The sequence below is a fragment of the Sphingobacterium sp. B16(2022) genome, from assembly GCF_012030425.1.
Taxonomy (GTDB): Bacteria; Bacteroidota; Bacteroidia; order Sphingobacteriales; family Sphingobacteriaceae; genus Sphingobacterium; species Sphingobacterium anhuiense.
The window spans coordinates 217,219-241,900 of record NZ_JAAUVN010000005.1 but is presented as its reverse complement, the minus strand read 5'-3'; the positions used below and the strand labels follow the sequence as shown (position 1 = coordinate 241,900).

18 protein-coding genes, 1 tRNA gene and 1 pseudogene are annotated in these 24,682 nt (G+C 36.3%); 6 read left to right on the top strand and 14 right to left on the bottom strand.

All coding sequences use genetic code 11. The features are described from left to right. Window positions 1-47: 47 nt before the first annotated feature. The 4 genes from HCX49_RS21705 to HCX49_RS21690 all read right to left on the bottom strand — a co-directional run bounded on the left by HCX49_RS21705 (window position 48) and on the right by HCX49_RS21690 (window position 6,168). Window positions 48-127, bottom strand: a tRNA-Leu gene (locus HCX49_RS21705). A gap of 234 nt (window positions 128-361) precedes the next feature. Then, window positions 362-790, bottom strand: coding sequence for a c-type cytochrome (locus HCX49_RS21700; protein WP_021191989.1), 429 nt, complete (start codon window positions 788-790; stop codon window positions 362-364). Between the two features lie 206 nt (window positions 791-996). Next, window positions 997-3,183, bottom strand: coding sequence for a glutamine synthetase III (locus HCX49_RS21695; RefSeq protein ID WP_168128114.1), 2,187 nt, complete (start codon window positions 3,181-3,183; stop codon window positions 997-999). A gap of 186 nt (window positions 3,184-3,369) precedes the next feature. After that, window positions 3,370-6,168, bottom strand: coding sequence for a prolyl oligopeptidase family serine peptidase (locus HCX49_RS21690; protein ID WP_168128113.1), 2,799 nt, complete (start codon window positions 6,166-6,168; stop codon window positions 3,370-3,372). A 140-nt stretch (window positions 6,169-6,308) separates the two neighbouring features. On the opposite strand from HCX49_RS21690, the gene HCX49_RS21685 reads away from it, so the two are divergent. Together HCX49_RS21685 and HCX49_RS21680 are read left to right on the top strand one after the other, a co-directional pair. Continuing rightward, the gene (locus tag HCX49_RS21685) at window positions 6,309-7,043 is read left to right on the top strand and encodes an SIMPL domain-containing protein (protein WP_031289417.1); all 735 of its coding nucleotides are present in this window, start codon (window positions 6,309-6,311) and stop codon (window positions 7,041-7,043) included. 212 nt (window positions 7,044-7,255) lie between these two features. Beyond that, window positions 7,256-7,762 carry an ecotin family protein gene (locus HCX49_RS21680; RefSeq protein ID WP_168128112.1) on the top strand — a complete coding sequence of 169 codons (507 nt, stop codon included), beginning with the start codon at window positions 7,256-7,258 and terminating at the stop codon, window positions 7,760-7,762. An 82-nt stretch (window positions 7,763-7,844) separates the two neighbouring features. Here the strand turns inward: HCX49_RS21680 and HCX49_RS21675 are convergent, their stop codons facing one another. The 5 genes from HCX49_RS21675 to HCX49_RS21655 form a co-directional block, all read right to left on the bottom strand. Further along, complete coding sequence (locus tag HCX49_RS21675) at window positions 7,845-8,705, bottom strand: hypothetical protein (protein WP_132771868.1); 861 nt, start codon at window positions 8,703-8,705, stop codon at window positions 7,845-7,847. Then, window positions 8,702-9,085 (bottom strand): GntR family transcriptional regulator, encoded by a 384-nt coding sequence (locus HCX49_RS21670; RefSeq protein ID WP_132771869.1) that lies wholly within the window; start codon window positions 9,083-9,085, stop codon window positions 8,702-8,704. The genes HCX49_RS21675 and HCX49_RS21670 overlap by 4 nt, the downstream gene beginning before the upstream one ends. A gap of 1 nt (window position 9,086) precedes the next feature. Continuing rightward, window positions 9,087-9,899 (bottom strand): hypothetical protein, encoded by an 813-nt coding sequence (locus HCX49_RS21665; RefSeq protein ID WP_168128111.1) that lies wholly within the window; start codon window positions 9,897-9,899, stop codon window positions 9,087-9,089. After that, window positions 9,883-10,734, bottom strand: coding sequence for an ATP-binding cassette domain-containing protein (locus HCX49_RS21660; protein ID WP_168128110.1), 852 nt, complete (start codon window positions 10,732-10,734; stop codon window positions 9,883-9,885). Before HCX49_RS21660 ends, HCX49_RS21665 begins: the two co-directional genes overlap by 17 nt. Window positions 10,735-11,117: 383 nt before the next feature. Beyond that, entirely contained in the window at window positions 11,118-12,302 is a 1,185-nt protein-coding gene (locus HCX49_RS21655; protein ID WP_168128109.1) for a thiolase family protein, read from the bottom strand. 367 nt (window positions 12,303-12,669) lie between these two features. Here HCX49_RS21655 and HCX49_RS21650 point away from each other — a divergent pair, with 367 nt between their 5' ends. Continuing rightward, on the top strand, window positions 12,670-13,857 hold the full coding sequence (locus HCX49_RS21650) for an acyl-CoA dehydrogenase family protein (protein ID WP_168128108.1): 1,188 nt from the start codon (window positions 12,670-12,672) through the stop codon (window positions 13,855-13,857). Between the two features lie 49 nt (window positions 13,858-13,906). Continuing rightward, entirely contained in the window at window positions 13,907-16,036 is a 2,130-nt protein-coding gene (locus HCX49_RS21645) for a 3-hydroxyacyl-CoA dehydrogenase NAD-binding domain-containing protein (protein ID WP_168128107.1), read from the top strand. A 152-nt stretch (window positions 16,037-16,188) separates the two neighbouring features. Here the strand turns inward: HCX49_RS21645 and HCX49_RS21640 are convergent, their stop codons facing one another. The 3 genes and pseudogenes from HCX49_RS21640 to prpB form a co-directional block, all read right to left on the bottom strand. Continuing rightward, window positions 16,189-17,640: a bifunctional 2-methylcitrate dehydratase/aconitate hydratase gene (locus tag HCX49_RS21640; protein ID WP_168128106.1), complete on the bottom strand. Its 1,452-nt coding sequence runs from the start codon at window positions 17,638-17,640 to the stop codon at window positions 16,189-16,191. 67 nt (window positions 17,641-17,707) lie between these two features. Beyond that, window positions 17,708-18,841 (bottom strand): annotated as a pseudogene (gene prpC, locus HCX49_RS21635) (2-methylcitrate synthase). 1 nt (window position 18,842) lies between these two features. Beyond that, complete coding sequence (gene prpB / locus HCX49_RS21630; protein ID WP_168128105.1) at window positions 18,843-19,739, bottom strand: methylisocitrate lyase; 897 nt, start codon at window positions 19,737-19,739, stop codon at window positions 18,843-18,845. Between the two features lie 432 nt (window positions 19,740-20,171). Here prpB and HCX49_RS21625 point away from each other — a divergent pair, with 432 nt between their 5' ends. Together HCX49_RS21625 and HCX49_RS21620 are read left to right on the top strand one after the other, a co-directional pair. Further along, window positions 20,172-20,924 carry a DUF1080 domain-containing protein gene (locus HCX49_RS21625; protein WP_132843919.1) on the top strand — a complete coding sequence of 251 codons (753 nt, stop codon included), beginning with the start codon at window positions 20,172-20,174 and terminating at the stop codon, window positions 20,922-20,924. A 185-nt stretch (window positions 20,925-21,109) separates the two neighbouring features. After that, window positions 21,110-21,688 carry a hypothetical protein gene (locus tag HCX49_RS21620; protein WP_021190911.1) on the top strand — a complete coding sequence of 193 codons (579 nt, stop codon included), beginning with the start codon at window positions 21,110-21,112 and terminating at the stop codon, window positions 21,686-21,688. Window positions 21,689-21,786: 98 nt separating this feature from the next. On the opposite strand, the gene HCX49_RS21615 is transcribed toward HCX49_RS21620, so the two are convergent. Both HCX49_RS21615 and HCX49_RS21610 read right to left on the bottom strand, forming a co-directional pair. Further along, a complete protein-coding gene (locus tag HCX49_RS21615) occupies window positions 21,787-22,365 on the bottom strand; it encodes a hypothetical protein (protein WP_132843920.1) in 579 nt (192 codons plus the stop codon). A gap of 573 nt (window positions 22,366-22,938) precedes the next feature. Further along, complete coding sequence (locus tag HCX49_RS21610; RefSeq protein ID WP_132771878.1) at window positions 22,939-24,630, bottom strand: sodium/sugar symporter; 1,692 nt, start codon at window positions 24,628-24,630, stop codon at window positions 22,939-22,941. Window positions 24,631-24,682 lie beyond the last annotated feature (52 nt).

Sequence of the window (24,682 nt, the reverse complement as noted above, 5' to 3'; positions counted from 1 at the left end):
TAAAGCTAAAACAGGAAGACCGCTTAAATGCAATCTTCCTGCTAAAGTACCCGGAGCCGGGATCGAACCGGCACGGTTTCCCACTAGTGTTTGAGACTAGCGCGTCTACCAATTCCGCCATCCGGGCGGTCCGTTCAAACAAGTATTTCGTTGTTTGGAGTGATGCAAATGTAGATATTCTTTTGATATATGCAAAATAAAAATGCACCTAAACAAGAAAATAACTGATTATGAACGACTTTATTTTTTTAATAAAAAAATAAAGATCACAAATATCGACAGGTTTATAATCTTTATCGGATATTGATTCTCAATCAAGCCAAATGATAATAGTAAGCTTGAACTACCTTATGGAGCAATGCTATAAACTCGCAATTTTCATTTCAGGGTTTTCCTTTCCATTATGACATGTTTTACATGAAATTGCCTTGATCTCCCCTTCCTTATTTGCTCTATGGAAATATTTTTTATTGATCTTGGCTGTCATCTTCATCATGTCACGTGCTATACTTTTATGCTTATTCTCGTCACTCGCAAATTCCATTTTCTTAGGATCATCTTTTGAAGGAGTATGGCAGAATCCACATTTGACTCCCAAGGAGCTATTAAATTCGCGCATCACTAACTTTAACTCATCTGGAGTTATATTTTTAGGGAGTACTTTTAGATTGGTAAACTTTTCTTCCTTTGGTTTTTCCTGATTGGGAATAAAAGCACTTAAAGTCATCGCAGTTGCAATCACTGCAGTAACTAAGGATATTTTCCTGTATTTAAAATTAAACTTCTTCATTTTTCTTCTTCTTCTTTTAATAACTAAATGTAAAAAAAGAACAACGAATAACCTATGATAAAATGAAATTAATATGACAATACAGTAGATTGTTACAATATTGACTTTTGCACCGTAACCAGTTAAGGTGCAAAAAGAAAGCGCCCGATAAAATATCGCGCGCTTTCAAGATGTATCAATTTAAATTATACCTAATTTACCAATTCTTAGCTAATGAACAACAGTTCGCGAAGTTTCGGTAATGGCCATTTTTGATCATCAACAATTTTCTCTAATTTATTGACATGGTAACGAATCTCATCAAAATAAGGTTTAACAACCTCATCATATGCGATTGATTTTTCGCGCATATCTTCGATTTGATTTGCATTTTTACGTTCTTTACGCATCGCCTCTGTTTTCTCAAGAACAGTATTAACGTGTAATGAAATACGCTCTAAGAAGTTAAACTGAGAGCTATATGCCTCTTTTCCGAATCCTAGATCTTTCAGACCTTGTACGTTTTTGATCAATTCGTTTTGATAGATCAAACATGCAGGAGCAATCTGATTATTGACGATATCTTCAATAACACGAGCTTCGATCTGAAGTTTTTTGTAAAAGTTTTCCAACAAAATTTCATGACGTGCTTCACTTTCACGTTTTGTATAAATACCTAATTTCTCAAATAACTCGATCGACTCTTCTTTTACGTAAACGTCTAAAGCTTTCGGAGTAGATTTGATATTCGACAAGCCTCTTGCCTCAGCTTCTTTCTCCCACTCTTCGCTATAACCATTACCTTCAAAACGGATTGATTTAGAATCTTTGATGTATTTACGCACAACATTCAATAATGCTAAATCTTTCTTAATGCCTTTTTTAATTTGCTTATCAACTTCGATCTTAAATTCGATCAATTGATTCGCAACAATAACATTTAATACGGTCATTGGTAATGCAGAGTTCGCAGAAGAACCTACAGCTCTAAATTCAAACTTATTACCTGTAAAAGCAAATGGGGAAGTACGGTTACGATCTGTATTATCCAATCTCAATTCAGGAACTTTAGGAATACCATGCCATAAGTTCGCTTCAGATTTTACTTTTTTAGCAACACGAGCCGATTCAACTTCTTCTAAAAGATCATCTAACTGAGAGCCTAAGAAGATTGAAATAATAGCAGGAGGAGCCTCATTTGCACCTAAACGGTGATCATTACTTGCACTAGCAATCGATGCACGTAATAAATCCGCATGTTCATAAACAGCCTTAATGGTATTAACAAAGAATGTCAAGAACATTAGGTTATTTTTTGGAGTCTTACCAGGAGACAATAAATTAACACCTGTATTGGTAATCAAAGACCAGTTATTATGTTTACCAGAACCATTGACACCGCTATAAGGTTTCTCGTGTAATAACACTTTGAAATGGTGACGCATTGCCACTTGGTCCATTAAATTCTGTAACAATTGGTTATGATCAATTGCTAAGTTGATTTCCTCATACATAGGCGCACACTCAAATTGAGAAGGAGCAACCTCGTTGTGACGAGTTTTTAATGGAATACCTAATTTCAAAGCTTCATTTTCCAAATCGACCATGAATGCTAAAACACGCTCAGGGATCGCTCCGAAATAATGATCATCCAATTGTTGTCCTTTTGCGGACATATGACCGAATAAAGTACGTCCTGTCAATTGTAAATCTGGACGTGCATTATATAAAGAAAGATCAACTAAAAAATATTCTTGTTCAATACCCAAAGAAGCATTTACTTTTGTAATTTGTTTATCGAAGTATTGTGCTACCTCAGTAGAAGCTTTGTCAATAGCACTTACAGCTTTTAACAAAGGAGCTTTATAATCTAATGCCTCGCCTGTGTATGATACAAAAACTGTTGGGATACATAATGTTTTACCTGAACCTGTTTCATAAAGGAAAGCTGGTGATGAAGTATCCCAAGCTGTATAGCCACGTGCCTCGAATGTATTACGAATACCTCCATTTGGAAAACTTGATGCATCAGGCTCTTGCTGTACCAAAGCATCTGCGGTAAACTTCTCAATAGCTTCACCATTATCATCCGGCTCAAAGAAAGCATCGTGCTTTTCAGCAGTAGATCCTGTCAAAGGTTGGAACCAGTGTGTATAATGCGTAGCACCATTAGATAGTGACCAACTTTTCATCGCCTGTGAAATATGCTCCGCTAAATCACGAGAAATTGCACTTCCATCTTCGATTGCCTGTGCTAATTCCTTGTAAGAGTTTTTAGGAAGATAATCTTTCATCTTCGCAATTGAAAAAACATTCTTACCGTAAATATCGGTAGCTTTTTTAGTTTCTACTTTTAAAGAAGCATTTTTGCGAGATACAGCTGCTTCGACAGATTTAAATCTTAAGTTAGACATTATGTGATTGAGATTTTAAGTTTTTTTACACCCTATTTTTGATCTTTCCATCAAATTACTTTGTAAAAGTATGTTGTTTTCAATAAAAATTGAAATTTTTTTTAATATTTTTATTGAAAACCTTAAAAAATTACAATTAGACATAAAAAAAAGAGCTTATTTGTAACAAATAAGCTCTTTTTAAAATTATTCACTAGAAAACCCCCAATCGATTCCTTTTTCTTTTGCGGGAACTCCAGATTTCAACCATTTCGGAGCAGGCGCTCCTTTTAAATAGTGATCAAAAAACTGTTGCTCTCGTATTTGAATATCTTTTCTATTCTGTCTTAACAACAAATTATGTTCGTCACCATTGTAATTAAGCATCCAAACAGGTTTTTGTAAGCGTCTTAATGCCGTAAACATTTCGATGCCTTGGTACCATGGCACTGCTCCATCATTATCATTTGCCATAATAACGACTGGTGTTGTCACTTTATTCAAATGAAATAAAGGTGAATTGGCTAGATAAGCTTCTTGCCCTTCCCATAGGGTCTTACCAATTCTACTTTGTGTATTTTCATACTGAAACTGACGGGACATGCCTGTTTGCCAACGAATACCCCCATACGCTGAAGTCATATTCACAACTGGAGCACCTGCCCAAGCTGCTGCATACATATTGGTAGCTGTTATTAAATGCGCCACTTGGTAGCCTCCCCAGCTTTGTCCTTGGATACCCATTTTAGATGAATCTACCCAATTATTCTGCGCCAGATGCTTCATTCCTGAATTAATATATTCTTCCGCAGATTTACCAGGCTCACCTGTAACATATGAAATATCAGGCGCAAAAACCAAATAACCATTACTTACAAAATAAGGTATGTTCAAACGAGACGGTGTGGGCGCCGGCGCTTGGTAACTATATAGTCCTTCTGATAATTTTTCATAGAAATAAGCAATAATTGGATATTTCTTATTCGGATCAAAATCTTCCGGTTTGTACAGAATACCTTCTGCAGCATGACCAGCAGGTGTAGTCCATTGTACCAACTCCGCGGTTCCCCAATTGTAATTCGCTTGCTGCAGATTCAACTCGGTCAATTTTTCTTCCTTTTTAAACGTATTGCTATTCACATATAAATCAGGACTATTGACATAATCTTCTTTTGAATAAATCAGATATTTCTGATCTTCGGATGCTTGTAAATTTCTAAAAACCTTTGGTGCCATCAAGATCTCTTTTGGATCTTTCCGCTTACCTCTCAATTCATAAAAACCATTCTCTTTGGTCTTTTCATTAAAAGCAGTTAGCAAAACACGTTGACGCTCATCAAGTGTGTTGGATTTCCACTTGCTATTTCGCGGATGTGTTAAGTTCTTATAACGCAATACGGTACTGGATACCCTTCCATATCCATTTGTGGCTAAATATTTATCCGATCCATCTAAAGCGAAATACCAGATATCATATTTATCATAAACATATACTCCTTTATTGTCGGCTCCCCAAGCGGCCATACCATAGCCTTCTGGTTTTGCCGGCATATCATTATCCTCATCGACAAAGGATACAGGAAGACCATCATTTAATATCGACACTTTTTTGGAGGCAATTTGATACGAATACCAATTGCCACTATCCTGATTAAAATACAGCACATACTGACCATCTGGTGATAAAACAGCTTGTCCTGATAAATTTTCAGCTACCAACTGACGAGCACCAGAAACGGTAGAGACGACATATACATCCTGTTTGCTCCTATAATCCCACTGCGTAGATACTCTACGTCCATAATCAGTGGTTGCCAAAACATATTCTTGGTCGGCTTCAATTGTTGTACGTACTGGATTAAATTTCTCATCAACTAGAGGAATCACACGATTATTCTGTTGCGGATAAAATACACTCAAATAGCTTTGAGCAAGATCTTTTTTAAGATTGACTAATTGCTGCGGCTGTAAGTAATCATCCTGCCAATGCCAAACGTCTACTTTCGCATGCTCAAAATCCACTAATGTCGTATCCTTAACTCTAGGTATAGGTGCCAATCCTAAAAATAATTTCTGCCCATTTTTACTGAATTTTAACTCTCCATCTCCACTTACTGCCCAATTTGCAGGTACTCCTGAAGTATTTTTCTGAACAGCAATGCGCGCTGAATCAAGCTGTGCAGTATAATAATAAAGATTAAACTCTTTTAATAAAGATTTTTCAGCAGTTTTATCTCCTAAATAGACCAATTGATTGCCAAGATCGTCAAAAGTGAAGTTTTTATACGTTCCGCGACCATTTGTAATCTTTTTTAATGTTTTATTGGTCAAATCATATAAATAAACACCTGCAATATTGGATGTAGAATCTTTAGCTTCAGTTTTTTTGGTAAAAACCAGCTTGTTTCCCGCTTTATTAAAGTCGTATTGATCTACCTGTTGAAAATTAACCGTATCACCTGTTGCTAGATCATATACATGCAATGTGCTGATTTTAGTTGCTTTTTTAGTCTTTGACGTCGCGGTGTCTGTAGGAGCTATCCCTTTATCATCCGTTAAGAATCCAAAGTAACCATTAGCTTCCTCAGCCAATTTATAAGATTTAACTTCTGCATACTTTAAAAGCTTTCCAGTCGCTACCGTAAAAATAGCAAGTGAATCTTTCGGCATTTCTTCCGGTTTCTTTTTCTTAATTTTCGCTTGGCGTGTATCAGCAAACTTAGGCTTTATCAATGAAATGACATGCGTTTCATTATTGGTCAAACGGGCATTATATCCCCTTGGTAATGCAAGTATGGATTTGTTTAAATTATCCTTGACATATAAGGCTCCATCTCCCTCCTGTGGCAGTACTTGAAATGTGATGTATTTTCCACTACCACTTATTTCACTTGCATTCAAACTTTGCCATCCATCATAAACCGTATGGTTAAGCGGTTGCTTTTGAGCGAATAAAACGGCTCCATGCATTGCTAACAACCCTATAAGAATGATTTTTTTATTCATTATTTATTACTTATATCAACAAATTGATTCAAAAACTGCAAATTATCTATTTAAATTCAAAAATAACAGTTTTTTTTGGTATCATGATTGCTACATAGTAAGTCGATAAAACGTTAAATAACCTGATTAGAATAATGATTATGAAATACAATCCAATTATAATAGCACTTATTGCAGGTATTGTTATTATTGCAAGTGCATGCCTTTTTAGCAATGCATACCGTTACAAATTCAAATCTTCACAAACGATTACCGTTAATGGAAATGCTAAAAAAGATTTTGAATCTGATTTAGTAAAATGGAATGCCAGCTACAGTCGTAAAAATTTCGATTTAAAAGGCGCATCAGATCAATTAGCTGAGGATCGTGAGCTGGTTCGCAATTTTTTGATCGCACAGGGTTTAAAAGCTGAAGAGATAAGATTTGAAGCTGTTAATATTAATAAAGAATTTGAATACCACACAGATGGTAAAGGCAGTAGCTATAATACGTTTTCTGGATATACCTTATCGCAAACTGTTGGAGTGGAATCAAAAGATCTTAACAAAGTCGATAATGCATCTCGCGAAATATCAACGTTAATCTCTCAAGGGCTTGAATTAAGTTCAAGTACACCCAACTACTATTATTCTAAGCTGGAAGATTTAAAATTAGAACTCATTTCTCAGGCTTCTAAAAATGCACACCAACGTGCACAGAATATAGCGTCCGAATCTGCCTCCACTTTAGGTCAATTGGTAAAAGCTGATTTAGGCGTTTTTCAGATAACTGGTCAAAATGATAACGAAGAATTTTCTTATGGTGGTGCATTCAATACAACATCTCGAAAAAAGACTGCAAACATTACTGTAAAAGCGAGCTATTTACCATTATAAAGTATAAAATGATATTTTCAAAGCCATTTAGTCTTAAATCAAGAGAAAAATTCACAAGAAAAACGCTATACAATAAATTGTCTATCAAGAAAATAGCATAATTTAAAACGACTTCCAAAACTTTTCATGATAAAAAAAATCGTCAACGGATTAAACTTATCGTATACAGATCGCTCTAACCTGATAATAATACACATGTAAAAATAATATATATGAAAAAGTTAATGTTAAAAACAGGTATGATCGTTGCTACTTTATTAATTTCGATATCCGCTATGGCACAGACATTACTTAAACAAGACGTAAATGTATTTCCAGCACCAGAAAAAGGGATGGTAAAATATGTCATTGAAGTCCCTCATGCAGGAATCGATGGTGATAATAATAAAAAGATTGAGTTTTTTGCTGGCAAATATATGGAGACCGACGCGTGTAACAGTTACTTCTTAGCCGGTGATTTTGAGAAAAAAGATCTGCAGGGATGGGAATATAATTACTATGTTTTCAAAACAAATGGAAATGTAGCTTCGACTCAAATGCTTTGCCAGGGTGAAAAAAAGAACAGCTTTGTACAGGGTAAATCTGTTATAACCGATTACAATGGAAGAATGCCAATCGTTATTTACGCACCAGAGGGTTATGAAGTAAAATTCAAAATTTACAAAGCTGAGCCTGAAACTTACCAGGCCGCTGAGGTTCCTCTAAAAAAAGCGAAATAGTTAAACGCAATATAAAATAAAAAACGCTCTTCAATTAAATTTGAAGAGCGTTTTTGTTAATTAACAACTTTGACGTAAACGATTATTTTAAAAATTTACGCAAGGTAGAAAGTGTAAAGTCTGTTTTTGTTTCGTCTGAAAGTTTTCCAGATAATGCACCAATCTGGTAATCATTGAAACCAATTGTACTCGCTCCAATCGTTTCTAAATTCATATTTTTCAAATATCTACCTTCATTTTCACCTACAAAATACAACTGTGAATCTTTAGCTTTAATTTGAACGCTTTCATAATTATTCTTTGCAAAATTCACATTGGAACTATCTAAATCGAAATTCAAGTGATTTAAATTGAATGAAACTGGGCTATCTTGCTCTCCGTTATTAATAGCAAATTGCGAATACTTCAGTATAAAATTCAATTTGTTGATTTGCGTTCCATTATTCATAACAAATCCTGAAAGTTTGTTTCCTACGATCGTTAATTCATCTTGTTTAGTGGAAAATTCATTGACCATCAAATTTGTTAAATCTATCTGCTCTAGATTGGGTGTAAAGATATAAATTGGCGTATTATAGTAATTGCCATAAAAATTGAACTTAATACTTAACTGTCCATTCTCATCCGATTTAATTGTTAACCGTTCAGCATCCTCTTTTGCTATTTTCACAGCACGCTTATCACTCTTGATCACATATAATCTGATAGGGATAATATAGTTTAAACTATCACTTCCAGTAATGCTGACCTTTTTAAAGTTATTACTTTTAACGGTTTTAAGATACGTGTCTTTCGTATTTGGATCTTTTCCCTCTTGGTTCAGTATTTTATTATACACGTTTATATCGATACTATTATGCCCCACGATATAGGAGGTCGTGACTGTAGGAATAATAAGTAGCGCTATCCCCAAGCCTATCAATAATTTAGTACTCAGTTTCATAATTCGTTATTTTTAAAATTTTGTTCGATAAAGTTGTGGTAACGCTGTTTTAATTCATCTAAGCTAATTTCTAGTAAATAAATATTTCTAAAAAATGGAAAAAGATCTTCTTCTAAAAACACCGCTTTTCGATATGCCTTCACATTACTTACAGAAGCATCAGTTACAAAAAAACCAACTCCTCGTCTGTTCACTACTATTTCCTTTTGCTGTAACAAGTCATAAGTCCGCATTACTGTATTTGGATTTACTTCCAATTGTACCGCCAACTCCCGTACCGATGGGAGTTTATCATCCACTTTCCACGTCCCCAACAGAATATGATCACATACATAAGCTGCTATCTGAAGATAAATGGCTTTATTAGCATTAAAATCCATACTAAACCTCCTTTTCTTTTAATCTCAAGAATGCTAACCCCCAAAAAACTAATGTTAAAATAATTCCTATCGCCATAATGAGCTGAAATACATGGATTTCATCTTGAAAAGCATTTCCTCCAACTTGAATGGTATCTTTAGTAGTTAATTTCATCACATAAATATATGAAATCATCCAGATCGCTATATATATAATCATGGTAATAGCAGTTTTAATATATTGAAAGTTTTTATAGGCAATAGAACCCAGTAAAAACAAAGCGTTCAATAAGAATGGTAGGAAATATAAATAATGTAAGTACTTCCATTTTTCCAATTTGAAGAAATAAAGCCAATGGTCGGTTATCACTGTTTCACCAGTAGAATAAGTTTTGGTTATTATCGAAGACCCTGTACTTCTTAAATAAGATACAAAGGCCAGATCAATTAAATAGAAAAGTAAAAAGTAAGCCCCTAAACTCACAATAACAGTATAAAAAATAGCTGCAAGAAATTTTTCTAAACGAGAAGCTGGCATCATTAATTCAAAGATGGCTTTAGTTTTTTGGCCTAGGTCAGAGAAATAACTGCTAGAGACAACAGTGATAAAGAATAAACCCAAAATGAAAAATAAAGGAACTCTAAAATTGAGCAAATATTCTCCAGTAGCATTTCCAAATTTTAGCTCTTCAAAATATCTAGAAAAATAGAAACTATAAAAAGCTATAAAAACTCCAGCAACAATAATTAGGGACATCAAATAAATGCGTCCGACAGAAATCCACTGCCGGCGAATCAATGCACACAAGCGATTAACATTAAATACGTTCGACATCTTCAGTAACATTTAAAAGGTTTGTAATCAATTCTTTTTTCTGTAAAACAGCATTAAACAACAGTTCCAGATCTAATTTCGAGTCTTCTCCCATCGCATTCAACTGTATGGTATTAAAACCACCTAATGCAGGTTCTGAATAAAGCACATCATCGTTCAACTCAGGTACTTTTTTAAAGCTGATATGATCCGTAATACGATTAACATTAGCATTTAATACCACCCGATGTTCATCCAATAGAATAACCGCATCGATCAGGTTGTCGAGATCACGTACTTGATGTGTCGAAATAATAACACAGCGGTCGTCAGCAATAGCCGAGGCCATAATTTTGCGAAATTGCACTTTAGAAGGAATATCTAGACCATTAGTAGGTTCATCCATAATCATGATTTTGGTATTGGAGGCCAAACCAAATGATATGATATATTTCTTCTTTTGCCCATAACTCATATCTGCAAGCTTCTGTTCGATCGGAATTTCAAACTCTCTGATCAGTTCTTGAAAATATGCATGATCAAACTTTGGATAAAAAACGGCATTCGCTTTTACAAAAGTTGCGGATTTCACTGCTGGTAAGTGAAATTCCTCAGGAATAAAACTGATTTCCTGAAGCAGAGCAGGTTCGCGTTTACAAGGATCATGCTGTAACACTTCAATCGTACCACTTACAGGATAGACCAAACCGGCCATATTCTTCAGTAACGTCGACTTGCCTGCACCATTTTTCCCCAATAGACCATAAATATGCCCTTCCTGTAAATGAAGATCCATATTTTTAAATAATGGTCGCGATTTGCTGTAGCTGAAATTTAGGTTTTTAATAGTTATCATACTACTGTATTATTTAATTAATACACTAATATAGAAAGGAAAAATAAGAATGCAAATTATTTTGTACTTTTTATTTAAAAAAAAACGCAAACAATTTTAAATATAATATCAGAAATAAGAAGCCTACCCTTTTGATTTTTAACATTATATTGAAAAGATTAGCGATCGTTATAAGAAGTAATTATGCCGAACAAATTAGGTGCAAACAAAAGACCGTTTCTCTATATAAGAAAAACGGTCTTTTACCTTCGATGGAGAAATTTGTGTTAAAGATAGGAACCTTTCATGTAAATGAGTACTGTCACTTAACAATATTCTCTAAACTCAGTATTATAACCTTCAGTCCATATGTATGTATGATAATATATCTAACCTGATCGCTACTATACATTACATCTTTTAATAATCATTGCAGAAGCACCACCGCCACCATTACAAATTGCTGCTAACCCATACTGTCCTCTCTCCTGCTCCAGCACACTTGTTAAGGTTACTAAAATTCTGGCACCCGAACACCCTAGAGGGTGACCTAAAGATACTGCTCCCCCATAAACATTCATCCTTTCCAATGAAATATCCAGCAAACGGGCATTTACTAATGCTACAACTGAAAAAGCTTCATTAAATTCAAAAAAGTCAATATCAGACAATTCTAGATCTGCTTTTGCTAATACTTTTTTCACGGCGAGACTAGGCGTCGTTGTAAACCATTCCGGTTCCTGTTCCGCATCAGCATATGCAATGATTTCAGCTAAAGGCTGTAAACCCAATGCTTCCATTTTCTCACCGGACATGAGTAATAATGCCGCAGCTCCATCACTTAAAGTAGAAGCATTTGCTGCAGTAATCGTTCCGTCTTTTTGAAAAGCTGGTTTCAAAGTATAAATTTTCTCAAAATTGACCTGCGTAAATTCTTCATCTTGCTTGACAACAACTTCTCCTTTTCGGGTAGAAACTGTTATCGGAGCCACTTCTTTATCAAACTTTCCCTCTTTCCAGGCATCACGGCTTCTGGTATAGGACGATACCGCATAGGCATCCTGCTCTTCTCGGTTAATACCATATTTAATGGCACACAGCTCCCCAAAAACACCCATTGCGTCTTGCGAATAAGCGTCACTCAGTCCATCTTTCTGTACTCCGTCTACTAAACTTTGATGACCGTATTTCGCTCCCCAACGTACTGTAGGTGCATAATAAGGTACGCGACTCATACTTTCCATACCGCCAACAAGTACCACATGAGCATCACCCAATAAAATAGCCTGTGCCCCTAATGCTACCGCCTTCATTCCACTTGCACAAACCTTATTAATAGTAGTCGCAGGAATATCATCGGGTAAACCTGCATATTTTAAAACCTGGCGAGCGGGAGCTTGTCCCAAATCAGCTTGTAGGACACAGCCCATTAATAATTCATCCACTTCTTTGCCATCAACAGCAACTTGACTCAAAACTGCTTTAACAGCTTGAGCACCCAATTCTGTCGCGCTCAAAGTGGATAATCCTCCTCCAAAGCTTCCTATTGCGGTACGTTGCGCCGCGACAATAAATACTTTCTTAGTCATCGTTTATTATTTTGGTTATCTATGCTACTACCTTGTTTTATCTAGAAGTCAGATCCGGTTTCCCCCGAACTGCGAATCCCAATTGACCTACGAAGAAAACAAACAGTAGAGCGTTATCATAAAGTTATATTTAAAGGTACAAAAAATAGTAAACAGTAAATGAATCGGTTAAACAGAAATCTTTAATAAGCTTATAAATGAGCCTAAAACACTTAAATCAAGCGAACAGTCTCCCATAAAAATAAGTTACCATAAAAATTAACTTTCAAATAAATGGAAACGTCAGCTTTTTAATTTAAATTAGCTTCAACTTATTTGGATCACCAAAACCAAAAGAGAAAATATAACCAATAAAACTTGATAGCATATGCAAGCAACACAATTGACAGTTGAGCACCACGTATTTCGCGAAAGTTTAAAAGCATTTATCCGTAAAGAGATCCTGCCTTATATTGACCAATGGGAAGAAGAAGGTAAAATAGATCGTGCCATTTGGAAAAAAATGGGCGACATGGGCTTTACAGGTCTTAACTATCCAGAAGTTTATGGTGGGCTCGACCTTGATTTTTATTATTCCATGATTCTGTGCGAAGAGCTCTCTCAGTGTTTTTCGGGAGGATTCACGATAACAGCATTAGTCATTCAATATATGTCAGCCCCATACTTACTCAAGTATGCCTCTGAAGAATTAAAAGAAAAATATTTAAAAGGTGTTATTGCTGGAGATTTGGTCAGTGCAGTAGCTATTACAGAACCAGGTGCTGGATCTGATGTACAAAAAATCCAAACAACTGCTATCCGGGAAGGTGATTATTACATTGTTAACGGTTCGAAAACCTTTATCACCAATGGTTACTATGGCGATTTTTTTATTACTGCTGTTAAAACCGATCCGACCAAAGGTAGTAAAGGTATCAGTTTGCTCTTGATCGACCGTCATGCTTCAGGAGTAACTGCAACCAAAATCAATAAAATGGGCTGGCATGCTTCTGATACAGCAGAATTGGGTTTTGATCAGGTAAAAGTCCCCATTTCACATTTAATAGGTGAAGAAGGTGCGGGTTTTAGTTACCTGATGGACGGACTACAACTGGAACGCCTGACCGCAGCAATCCAAAGCATTGCTACAGCAGATTCTGCCTTACAGTATACCCTAGAATATATTAACAAACGTGAAGTATTTAAGCATAAACTGCAAGATTTCCAAGTAGTGAGACATCGCGTCGCACAAATGGTTGCAGATATCGCTACAACAAAAGCATTTATATATGCTTGTTGCGATTTGCAACAACTTGGAAAATATGCAGTTAAAGAATGTTCGATTGCGAAATTACAGGCGAGTGAGCTTGCGGTCCGTATTGTAAGCCAATGTTTTCAACTTTTTGGTGGTTATGCCTTTACAGAAGATTTCAAAATAGCCCGTATCTACCGTGATATAAGAGTCGGTACCATTATCGGGGGAACATCTGAAATCATGTTGGAAATTATTGCTAAAATGACAATTGATAAAGTCAATTATCAATCCAAATCCGATAAAACAATTTCTTCAAATTAATTAAACTCTATACTGCAACTCCCCATAAGGGAATATAACACCTAAAAAAATGCAGAAAATTAATCCTACATATTTTACTTATTTCTTAAGTGAAAGAGATGAACAGGGAGTCGTATTGATTAGCCCCTTAATTTCTACAGAAACTATCCATGGAAATGACTTAGAGCGATTAGAACAATTTGTGACCATCATCCGTGATCAGATTGATCTCACTGAAGTAAAAGGAATAATATTCAAAAATCCACTTATAGGCCAAGCTATTAACTATGATATTTTACTTCAACAAGCATCAGATGAAAATTCATTTAAGCTACGTTTGAAATCACTCCTTTCAAATTTTAATGAGCTTAACCAACAAAAGAAACCCATTGTCGGTCTAATGGACAGTGATTGTCTGAGTTTACAGCTTTCGACACAACTATGGGCACACTGCCGGATTGCCCTTGAGCAGATAAAAATAGGATTTCCAGAAGTCAACTATGGATTATTTCCAGGGTTTGGTGCCACCATACAAATAACAGAGATACTTGATGCACAAGATGCTCTTCCATTGGTGCTACAGGCTAAAATAATCACAGCACAAAAAGCTAAAGAAATAGGTTTAATCGATCTCATTTCTTCAAATATCGATCATGCAATCTTTCAAGCCAAAACATGGATCTTAGAACATGTGCATGAACAGGCTCGGAAACCAACTCCACCATGGGATGGAGCACAATGGGATAATCTTACCGTACCCATCAAAAAACGTAACCTAGGAATTAAGCCAAACATAGACAACTGTATGGCAGTTATTTATCAAAAACACAATCTTCCAAAACAAGAAGCACTCCGTATTGAAATAGCGTATTTTATCCAGACCCTGCGCGATCCTATTACCTGCAGTATCATCCGGACTCAGTACTTCGGTATAAATGAAGCTACAAAAGCTACAGGTCCATTAGCCAATAGCTCATATGAATTAAAAAGGATGGCAATATTAGGAGCTGGTATGATGGGGTCTGGAATTGCATTCGAAGCTGCTCGCTCAGGAATTGATGTTATCTTGAAAGATGTGACTTTACAACAAGCAGAGCAAGGAAAAAAATATGCAGAAAAAGTATCAGCAAAATGGGTGGAACTGGGAAAAATGAATGAAGAAAAAAGACAGGCTCTCCTCTCCCGAATCTCCCCTACAGATCAGACAAAAGATTTTGGAGAAGTTGATCTCATTATCGAAGCTGTGTTTGAAGACAAAAATCTTAAGGCGGCTGTCAGTACTGAAACACTTCCTTTCCTAAATAATAATGGTTTTTTTGCTTCCAATACCACATCATTACCCATCAGTGAATTGGCTTTAGTAAGTCCGAAACCAGAAAACTTTATTGGAATGCATTTTTTTTCACCTGTAGATCGAATGGCTTTAGTAGAAATCATACGCGGGAATCAGACAAGTGAACAAACCCTGTCTAAGGCTCTACAAGTAGTCCGTCAACTGGGAAAGATTCCAATTGTTGTACATGATGGCCCTGCATTCTTTACTTCCCGTATTTTTTTCAACTACCTACTGGAAGCAGTGACGATGCTGTTGGAAGGTATTCCTGCATCTCTCATTGATGAACAAGCAATAAATGCTGGGTTTGCTGTTGGTCCTTTGGCAGTTCTTGATGAAATTTCGCTATCGCTTATGCTGCATGTATACGACCAACTACCCCATCTACATCCAAGCCAGAGGCGATGCTATGATTATTTAAAAAAACTTGTGGATAATGGACGAAATGGACGAAAATCCAATAGAGGTTTTTATGACTATGACATTGCATCCGGAAAAAAAACAATTTGGCAAGATTCGAATTTACCTACCTTAGCTACATTGCCCGAAACGACCAACATTCGGGATCGATTATTACATGTTATGGCACTGGATAGTTACCGATGCTTAATAGAAGGGATACTCGACAGACCGATCGATGGCGATATCGGCGCTACCTTAGGGATTGGCTATCCCATTCATACAGGTGGTGTATTTGGTCATATAGACCAAGTTGGCCTTCAAAAATTTGTAAGAGACTGTCAGCGTTTTGCGCAACTAGGCGAACAATGGATGATTCCAACCTCGTTACATCAGCTCGCCGAAGAGAATTACAGCTTTTATTTAGGCCTTCAATCCAACTGGCCTATCCAAGCCCAAAATTTATAAATTCAAAAAAGGTTTTCATAAAAGTTTTAAAAAAAACCTTTATGAAAACCTTCTCTAACTAACTAACTAACTAACTAACTAACTAACTAACTAACTAACTAACTAACTAACTAACTAACTAACTAACTAACTAACTAACTAACTAACTAACTTTATTTCACCATCAAATCAACTAACTGATTAACATCCATATCGATAAAAGTATCGTAATCCAATGTTGCATTTAAGATTTGTTTCTGTTGTTTATCTGCAAATATGCGGGCCAAATTAATCCTGTATTTTTCAATCAGTTTAGGAATACCTTCATCGCGGCGGCGTGGATGCCCTATTGGATATTCAACCAAAATTTCAGAGAGCTTTGTTCCATCATTTAATGTAATCATCAATCCATTTGCAATTGCCCTTTTTTCAGGATCATGATAATCTTCTGTTAATTTAGAATCTTCGATACAATTCATTTTATCACGCAAAACATCAATTCGAGGATCCATAGCTATCCGATCTTCATAATCTTCTGCTGTCAATCGGCCATAGATCAAAGGTACCGCAATCATATATTGTATACAATGATCCCTATCAGCAGGATTATGAAGTGGCCCCTTTTTATCAATAATGCGAATAGCAGCTTCATGGGTCCTAATTTCTATATGCTTAATAGACTCAACAGTTTTCCCTATTGCTTTAAGTTGATCATGCAACAACATGGCGGCCTCAACAGCTGTCTGAGAATGGAATTCAGCAGGAAAAGAAATCTTAAATAAAACATTTTCCATCACATAAGAACCATAAGCTCGCTGAAATTGGAATTCCTTTCCTTTGAACGAAACATCATAAAATCCCCACACTGGAGCCGTTAATACGGAAGGATATCCCATTTCCCCTGTCTTGGCTATCAATGCTAACTTTACAGCACGTGAGGTTGCATCGCCTGCTGCCCAAGATTTACGGCTACCTGTATTGGGTGCATGACGATATGTTCGCAGTGCCTGCCCATCAACAAATGCCAGTGAAACAGCATTGATCAATTCATCACGACTTAATCCCAACAATTTACCAACCACAGCTGTGGAAGCTACTTTAACAAGAATGACGTGATCTAAGCCCACTTTATTAAAAGAATTTTCCAAAGCAAGAACACCCTGAATCTCATGTGCCATGATCATTGCTTCTAAGACTTCCCTTGCTTTTAAAGGTTTTTCACCCATAGCAATACGGGTTCTACTCAACCAATCAGCCGTTGCTAAAATACCTCCTAAGTTATCCGAAGGATGTCCCCATTCTGCCGCAAGCCAAGTATCATTAAAATCCAACCAGCGCACAATTGTACCGATATTAAAAGCAGCCTGTATCGGATCTAATTGGTAGTTTGTTCCAGGAACTTTCGCACCGTTTGGCACAATGGTACCAGATACCACCGGACCTAACAATTTTGTACAGGCAGGGTAAGTGAGCGCTTCAAAACCGCATCCTAATGTATCCAAAAAACAGTAAAATGCAGTTCTCCATGCAACTTTGCTTTCAATCTTATATTGAAGTACATAATCTGCAATATCAGCCAAGACCTGATCAACCGGCGGTCGTTCATTCGAAATTTGTGATGCCATTTTTTCTAAAAAACTATTCGTAAATATTAAATTTCAATTGTTGCGTTCATTTGTATATTTTCTCACATTACCTTTCAGAAATAGGAATATAAGGCCTATTTTCTGGTCCGATATAGTGAGCACTAGGTCGAATAATCTTCCCGTCCTGACGCTGTTCAAATACATGTGCCGACCATCCTGTTATCCGTGACAGCACAAATAAAGGGGTAAACATTTCAGTTGGGATACCCATCATATGATATGAAACGGCCGAATACCAGTCTAAATTGGGAAACATTTTCTTTTCTTCCCACATCACAGATTCCAAACGCTCGGCAATGGAATATAGTGTCATATCGCCCGCTTCCTCCGATAGCTCCCTAGCAATACGCTTAATAACCTGGTTACGCGGATCTGAAATGGTATAAACAGGATGACCAAATCCAATAATAACCTCTTTATTCGCTAACCGCTTACGAATATCAGCCTCCGCTTCATCAGCATTGGCATAACGACTCTGTATTTCAAAGGCTACTTCATTAGCACCACCATGTTTTGGTCCCCGCAGGGCACCAATAGCTCCTGCAATACAAGAATAAAGATCCGATCCAGTACCTGCAATAACACGGGCGGCAAAAGTAGAGGCGTTAAACTCATGTTCAGCATACAGATTAAGAGACACCTGCATGGCTCTTATCCAAGATGCAGATGGCGGCGTGCCATGCAACAAGTGTAAAAAATGCGCACCCAAAGTTCCATCGGTCGTTTCGACATCAATTTCTCGACCATGTTGGCTAAAATGATACCAATACAACAAAGCAGAAGCCATAGAGGCCATTAAACGGTTGACAATATCGCGCGCACCAGCACTTGGATGACTTTCCTTTTCAGGTTGAATACTCCCAAATACCGAAACATAAGTTCGAAGAACATCCATTGCATGGGCAGTTGTCGGCAATTGTTTTAAAACTTTCTATATCGCGATCGGTAATCCACGTTGACTTATTAATTGTGCCTGATAAGTGGTCAATTGCGATTTAGTCGGTAAATTTCCATAGATCAATAAATAGGCTACTTCTTCAAAACTAGCCTGATCTGCAAGTTCCAAAATATCATAACCTCGATAATGTAAGTCATTACCACTTTTTCCGACGGTGCTTAATGCTGTATTGCCTGCGGCAACACCAGATAATGCGACGCTTTTCTTGGGTTTAAAACCCATTTCATTTGTTTCTGTCATCATGCTTAGTATTGAACAATTGATCTAGTTTATTTTCATATGCATAATAATTAATGCTACGATAAAGTTCTTCACGGGTTTGCATACCTACCAGAACGGCAGCTTGCGTACCATCTTTTCGAATATGCTGATATACATTTTCAGCCGCTTTATTAGCTGCTCGAAAAGCAGAGAGCGGATATAAAATTATTGAAACTCCTACTTGATGTAATTCATCTCGAGTAAACATTGGCGTTTGACCAAACTCTGTAATATTTGCTAAAACAGGCAATTGGGTTGCATCATGAAATCGTCTGTATTGATCCAGTTCATGAACAGCCTCTGCAAAAATAAAATCAGCTCCAGGCTCTTTATATGCGATAGCTCTATCTAAAGCCGCCTCTAAACCTTCTGATGCTAAAGCATCTGTACGGGCGCCGATTACAAATGTATTATCCGTACGTGCATCCACAGCAGCTTTAATACGGTCCACCATCTCTGTCTTCGATACCAATTCTTTTCCAGGTCGATGTCCACAACGTTTTGCTCCCACCTGGTCCTCCATGTGAACAGCTGCAGCACCAGCCTTGATCAAAGACTGAATCGTACGTGCTATATTAAATGCCGAGGGTCCGAATCCGGTATCGATATCGACCAATAAAGGGACTGGACAAACGTTCGTAATACGCTGCACATCAACCAGTACATCTTCCAGCGTGGTAATACCAAGATCAGGAATTCCCAAAGAACCCGCGGCAACTCCTCCTCCCGATAAATAAATGGCCTGAAAACCTGCTTGCTGAGCTAGCAGAGCATGGTTCGCGTTGATAGTTCCAACCACCTGTAATGGTTTTTCCTGTTGCATTGCTTCTCTGAAAAGAAGCCCTGGAGTTTTTATCATATAATTGGATATTATAAATGAGCCCGATAGCCGAGCAGAAGCATTAAACTTTTTATTGTTTAATGTCCAAGAAATTTTCTCCTTTATTATCGTACTGAAAAAAGTTCCCTTATTGCTAAAGATAAGAAAAATAATGGTCGTGATCACCATCTTTAAAGATCATTTTTCATGTAAATGTTCAAAGTACACACTCTCAACAACACCCTTCAAAATATTGATTATCAAAAGTTTTATTGTAAAAAAACACTTGATAAAATAATTAAAAAGGCTAAATACTGAGACAATATGCATATCCACTGGGTCAGATGATGAGCAATAGAATTGGTGATAATTATATTGCTTATTACTACAAATTTATTTAAGTTTGCTTGTACGCAGTATGTTAATCATAATCCTTATTTAACCTTTTTTAAACCGTTTCACTACATCAATATGAACCTTAAAACTATCGGTTTATTTTTTCTTTTGATCGCTTTATGTCAGCATAACTACGCTCAAAAAATACCCTTATCTTTTGGCGAAGAAGTACAACTTGAGGATCTACTTTTATCAAAAAAGCCCACGAAAAATTCAATCAACTGGCTAAATGTAAACACAGCCAAAGATACTTGGCGTTTAAATGGAAAATCACTCATATGTACAGGGCTTCCTATTGGTGTCATGCGTTCTGAAAAACTATATGAAAACTTTATTATCCATGTCGAATGGAAGCATATCTATGCAGGAGGTAACTCGGGTATCTTTGTATGGTCGGATGCAGAGCCCGATTCCATAGGAAGACTTCCAGGAGGAGTTGAAGTGCAGATGCTGGAATTGGATTGGGTAAAACAAAATACCAAAGACGGTGTTGTACCGCCAATCGCTTACGTTCATGGCGAATTATTTGGTGTGGGCGGTGTGGAAACAATACCAGATAATCCACGCGGTACAAGAAGTAAAGCGATAGAGAATCGGGCTAAAGGGAAAGGAGAATGGAATAAATATACGATCGTCTGCGTGGACGGTACAATTAAATTAGCTGTGAACGGAAAATTTGTCAATGGTATTCGCAATTCGACTATTAAGAAAGGGTACCTATGTCTTGAATCTGAAGGTTCGGAAATACATTTTAGAAATTTTCAATTAATTGAACTTCCTCCAAGTGTTACCCACATTTCTCAAATCGTAAAAACAATAATACAATAACCACTTAACTTCGTTGCTGCTCTTTTAAGAGCAGTTTAAAACAGAAAATTTAACAGCTAAAAATTAAAAATAATTAATTTCGGATCTTAATTGTAAGTTACAAGCAAAAAAAAAGAAAACTTTTGATTTCGTTTACTGTTATATAATAAACAACAATCGTTAATTATATAGAAAACTTACGAATCATGAAGAAATTAGCATTACTACTTACAATTATGGGGGGAATAGCTTTCGGCGCAAATGCACAAAAGATCGAAACTGTTCCACAAAGTTCAGCAGATGTTGGAACTGCCCCAATAAAAAAAGGTAACTGGATGGTTGGTGGTTCCTTAGCAAATCTAGGTTATAGTTTTGAAGGAAAAGCATTTAATATCAACGTACAACCTCGAGCTGGTTATTTTGTTTCTGATGGTATCGCGATCGGAGCTCAAGCTAACTTAGGATTTATTGCTGTAAAAGATCATGATAACGAATGGAATTATGGTATTGCACCTTTTGTCAGATATTATTTCCCAGAAGGTTCATCTTCGTCAGGACGTTTCTTCGGACAAGGTGATATTGGTATCGCAGGTAGTTCAGTTGGAAAAGGTGCTTCCTTAGCTTTAGGAGCAAATCTTGGTTATGCACACTTTATTACAAGAACAGTTGCACTTGAGGCTACTGTCGGTTATAACTATACCAAATCGAACGTTAACTTAGGTGAGAAGTCTTCTGGCTTAGGAGTAGGACTTGGATTCCAAATCTATTTACCTGGTCAGAGATAAAAACAGATTTTTACACCGTATAAAAAAAGCACATATTCATCTATGTGCTTTTTTTATTCACGTCATTTTTTCATCATAAAACAGACTTCATTAAAGAATCATGAACATAATACGTTCTTAGGTTTTATTGTCATCACAGTCTGTTCATGCCAGCTTGTTGCTACTGGACAACCCAGTTTTTCATTATAATAAATATCAGATACAACATGCTCTTTTTCGATTTTCACCTCCAGCTGAAACATACTGTCCAAATCATTTAAAATACGCTGCTGATACTCCTCCCTTTCAGTTGCCGCAGGTAAAGTAATTTCATAGCAATACAAATACTTCTCCCTCCATAATGCGGAGTCTCCACAATCCTGAGTATGTAAATACTGACACCGATTATCATCATAGATAAAAATACGTGAGACAGGAAAATTTGCCGATAAACCAAACGCAAACAAGTAAAATTCATAAATCGCCATATTGACTAATGAGATTCGAAGTATATCGGCTTTTTCATCGCGCACAACAGCACTGTAAGAATCAAGTCCATTTAAAGGAGATGTAAACTGTGCATAGTATTGTTCCGGAGGTTTTACTTTTAAAATGCTTTTTAAAGGTTGTTCCCGATTATGAGTTTGAAACTCTTTCATGACACGAGTTTTAAAACGATCTTGCCTTAATGTTTTCATTCTTATTATATGTTTATAAGTTTTTCGTGTAATTAAAAGCTTTAGCTATACTAAGTATGTTCCCAAATCAATTGACTTCCCTATAAAAAATTGAAAATAAAAAACCGACCTACTACATTCACAAATAAACAAGAACATGCATCTATCATAGAGCACAAAAAACTCACTTAAATTTATTGTATCAAGAATAAATTAGTCATGAAGATTTCTCTATCAGTGCTACTTGCCAGACAAGTAGGTCGGAAAAATCATAAGATACTAGCCGTTCACCATCTTTACATAAGCCGTTACAAATATGAAAAACAGACAACATGAAGTTGACAACATGTTGTGAAAGTTGACGACTAGACTTATAATTTTTTTTAAAATGTCATTATCTAACAAATTTTAATATAGCATGCATTTTATATAAATAGTGCATGTAAAAAAATGCTAACAAATCAAATGTCTACATGGCTTCAATCCCACTACTATTAAGATTTCTCGATTGCTATAAATTAATAAAAAATAATGCATACAAGAAAAGGCACCCTATTGGGTGCCTTTTCTTGTATTATAGTGCATATGTAGTTCTTACCAATAAATTGAATATAGGGCAACCACAATCATGAGTACCAATAATGACCCAATAACAAAACCATTGTGAGATTTAAACATTTTTGCATCAATTTCTAATCCTTTAGGGACAATGCCACGTTTGTTATCAATCAAACTAATGATTACCATAAAGATCACACAGATGATAAATACAAAACTCATCCTGTCTATAAATGGAATTTCATAAATACCTGTTGTTGGATTCAGCACAGAGAATCCGGTGCTTGATAAAAAAGAAAGGTCCATCATATCTGGCAACTTTTTGAATAGTACAGATAAAATAAAGCCTCCAATCGTTGCGAACATCGCTGCATTTGATGTTGTTTTTTTCCAAAAGAACCCGAGAATAAACATCGCAAAAATACCCGGAGAAACGAATCCTGTATATTCTTGAATGTATTGGAATCCCTGTTTTCCTTCTCCCATTAGCGATTCACCTAAAATAAGTGCCAATCCTGTTCCTAAAATCATGGAAACAATAACAGCTATTTTTCCAACATTAACCAAATTCTTTTCAGAAGCAGTTTTATTGATTGCTTTTTGGTAAATATCTAACGTAAAAATGGTCGCAATACTGTTTGCTTTCCCCGCTAAAGAAGCGACGATTGCAGCAGTCAATGCGGCAAAAGAAAGACCTTTTAAGCCTGCAGGCAAAAGAGTTAAGAGCGCTGGATATGCTTTATTTGGATCCTGTGCTCCAGTTGAGGTCAATAAGCTTGAAGCATCAATAGCACCTAAATTTTTATTTACAATATAGTAAACAGCAATACCTGGGATAACAACAATCACTGGCATCAAGAGTTTTAAAAATGCGGCAAACAATAGACCATTTCTTGCTGTTGGCAAAGAAGCTCCCAATGCACGCTGTGTAATATACTGATTACATCCCCAGTAGCTTAAATTGGCTATCCACATACCCCCGATCAGAACACTGATACCAGGTAAGTCCATATAATTAGGGTTGTCGGTTTTGAATATCATATGGAAATGCTCAGGAGCATCATTATGCAAAGTGGTAAAACCAGCTAAAACACCATTACCATCTGAAATGATATTAAGTGCTAAGTAAGTAGCTACCAAACCTCCTAATACTAAGAAAAACACCTGAATAACGTCTGTATACCCAATAACTTTCATACCACCTAATGTGATGATGATAGCAAAAACAGCCAATAACATAATACATAAAGTCAAATCTAAACCAGAAATACCACTGATAGCGACAGCTCCAAGATATAAGATCGACATTAAGTTGACCACGATATAAAGCATTAACCAAAATACAGCCATGATCATCGCTACAGTACTATTGTAGCGTTGATTTAAAAACTGAGGCATGGTAAAAATCTTATTCTTAAGATAGACCGGCATAAAGAATATGGCTACAACAATCAGGGTTATAGAGGCCATCCATTCATATGCTGCGATTGCAAGTCCCATTTTAAAGCCCGAACCGCTCATTCCAATGAATTGTTCGGCAGAAATATTTGAAGCGATCAAGGAGGCACCAATAGCCCACCATGTCAATGATCCTTCAGCCAAGAAATAATCCTTTGCTCCTTCTGACGCTGACTTCTTTTTGTAGTAGATCCACAAACCATATGAAGCAACAATTATAAAGTATACAAAAAATACAATATAATCCTTCGTACTTAAAATAGTATTCATTAGTTAAGATTAATTAGATTTTGATATAAAAATGTGAGGCTAAATATAGAAA

Excerpts from the sequence above, each read along its gene's own strand:
- HCX49_RS21700 (WP_021191989.1), bottom strand. The coding sequence starts at position 790 with ATGAAGAAGTTTAATTTTAAATACAGGAAAATATCCTTAGTTACTGCA.
- HCX49_RS21695 (WP_168128114.1), bottom strand. The coding sequence starts at position 3,183 with ATGTCTAACTTAAGATTTAAATCTGTCGAAGCAGCTGTATCTCGCAAA.
- HCX49_RS21690 (WP_168128113.1), bottom strand. The coding sequence starts at position 6,168 with ATGAATAAAAAAATCATTCTTATAGGGTTGTTAGCAATGCATGGAGCC.
- HCX49_RS21685 (WP_031289417.1), top strand. The coding sequence starts at position 6,309 with ATGAAATACAATCCAATTATAATAGCACTTATTGCAGGTATTGTTATT.
- HCX49_RS21680 (WP_168128112.1), top strand. The coding sequence starts at position 7,256 with ATGAAAAAGTTAATGTTAAAAACAGGTATGATCGTTGCTACTTTATTA.
- HCX49_RS21675 (WP_132771868.1), bottom strand. The coding sequence starts at position 8,705 with ATGAAACTGAGTACTAAATTATTGATAGGCTTGGGGATAGCGCTACTT.
- HCX49_RS21670 (WP_132771869.1), bottom strand. The coding sequence starts at position 9,085 with ATGGATTTTAATGCTAATAAAGCCATTTATCTTCAGATAGCAGCTTAT.
- HCX49_RS21665 (WP_168128111.1), bottom strand. The coding sequence starts at position 9,899 with ATGTCGAACGTATTTAATGTTAATCGCTTGTGTGCATTGATTCGCCGG.
- HCX49_RS21660 (WP_168128110.1), bottom strand. The coding sequence starts at position 10,734 with ATGATAACTATTAAAAACCTAAATTTCAGCTACAGCAAATCGCGACCA.
- HCX49_RS21655 (WP_168128109.1), bottom strand. The coding sequence starts at position 12,302 with ATGACTAAGAAAGTATTTATTGTCGCGGCGCAACGTACCGCAATAGGA.
- HCX49_RS21650 (WP_168128108.1), top strand. The coding sequence starts at position 12,670 with ATGCAAGCAACACAATTGACAGTTGAGCACCACGTATTTCGCGAAAGT.
- HCX49_RS21645 (WP_168128107.1), top strand. The coding sequence starts at position 13,907 with ATGCAGAAAATTAATCCTACATATTTTACTTATTTCTTAAGTGAAAGA.
- HCX49_RS21640 (WP_168128106.1), bottom strand. The coding sequence starts at position 17,640 with ATGGCATCACAAATTTCGAATGAACGACCGCCGGTTGATCAGGTCTTG.
- prpB (WP_168128105.1), bottom strand. The coding sequence starts at position 19,739 with ATGATAAAAACTCCAGGGCTTCTTTTCAGAGAAGCAATGCAACAGGAA.
- HCX49_RS21625 (WP_132843919.1), top strand. The coding sequence starts at position 20,172 with ATGAACCTTAAAACTATCGGTTTATTTTTTCTTTTGATCGCTTTATGT.
- HCX49_RS21620 (WP_021190911.1), top strand. The coding sequence starts at position 21,110 with ATGAAGAAATTAGCATTACTACTTACAATTATGGGGGGAATAGCTTTC.
- HCX49_RS21615 (WP_132843920.1), bottom strand. The coding sequence starts at position 22,365 with ATGAAAACATTAAGGCAAGATCGTTTTAAAACTCGTGTCATGAAAGAG.
- HCX49_RS21610 (WP_132771878.1), bottom strand. The coding sequence starts at position 24,630 with ATGAATACTATTTTAAGTACGAAGGATTATATTGTATTTTTTGTATAC.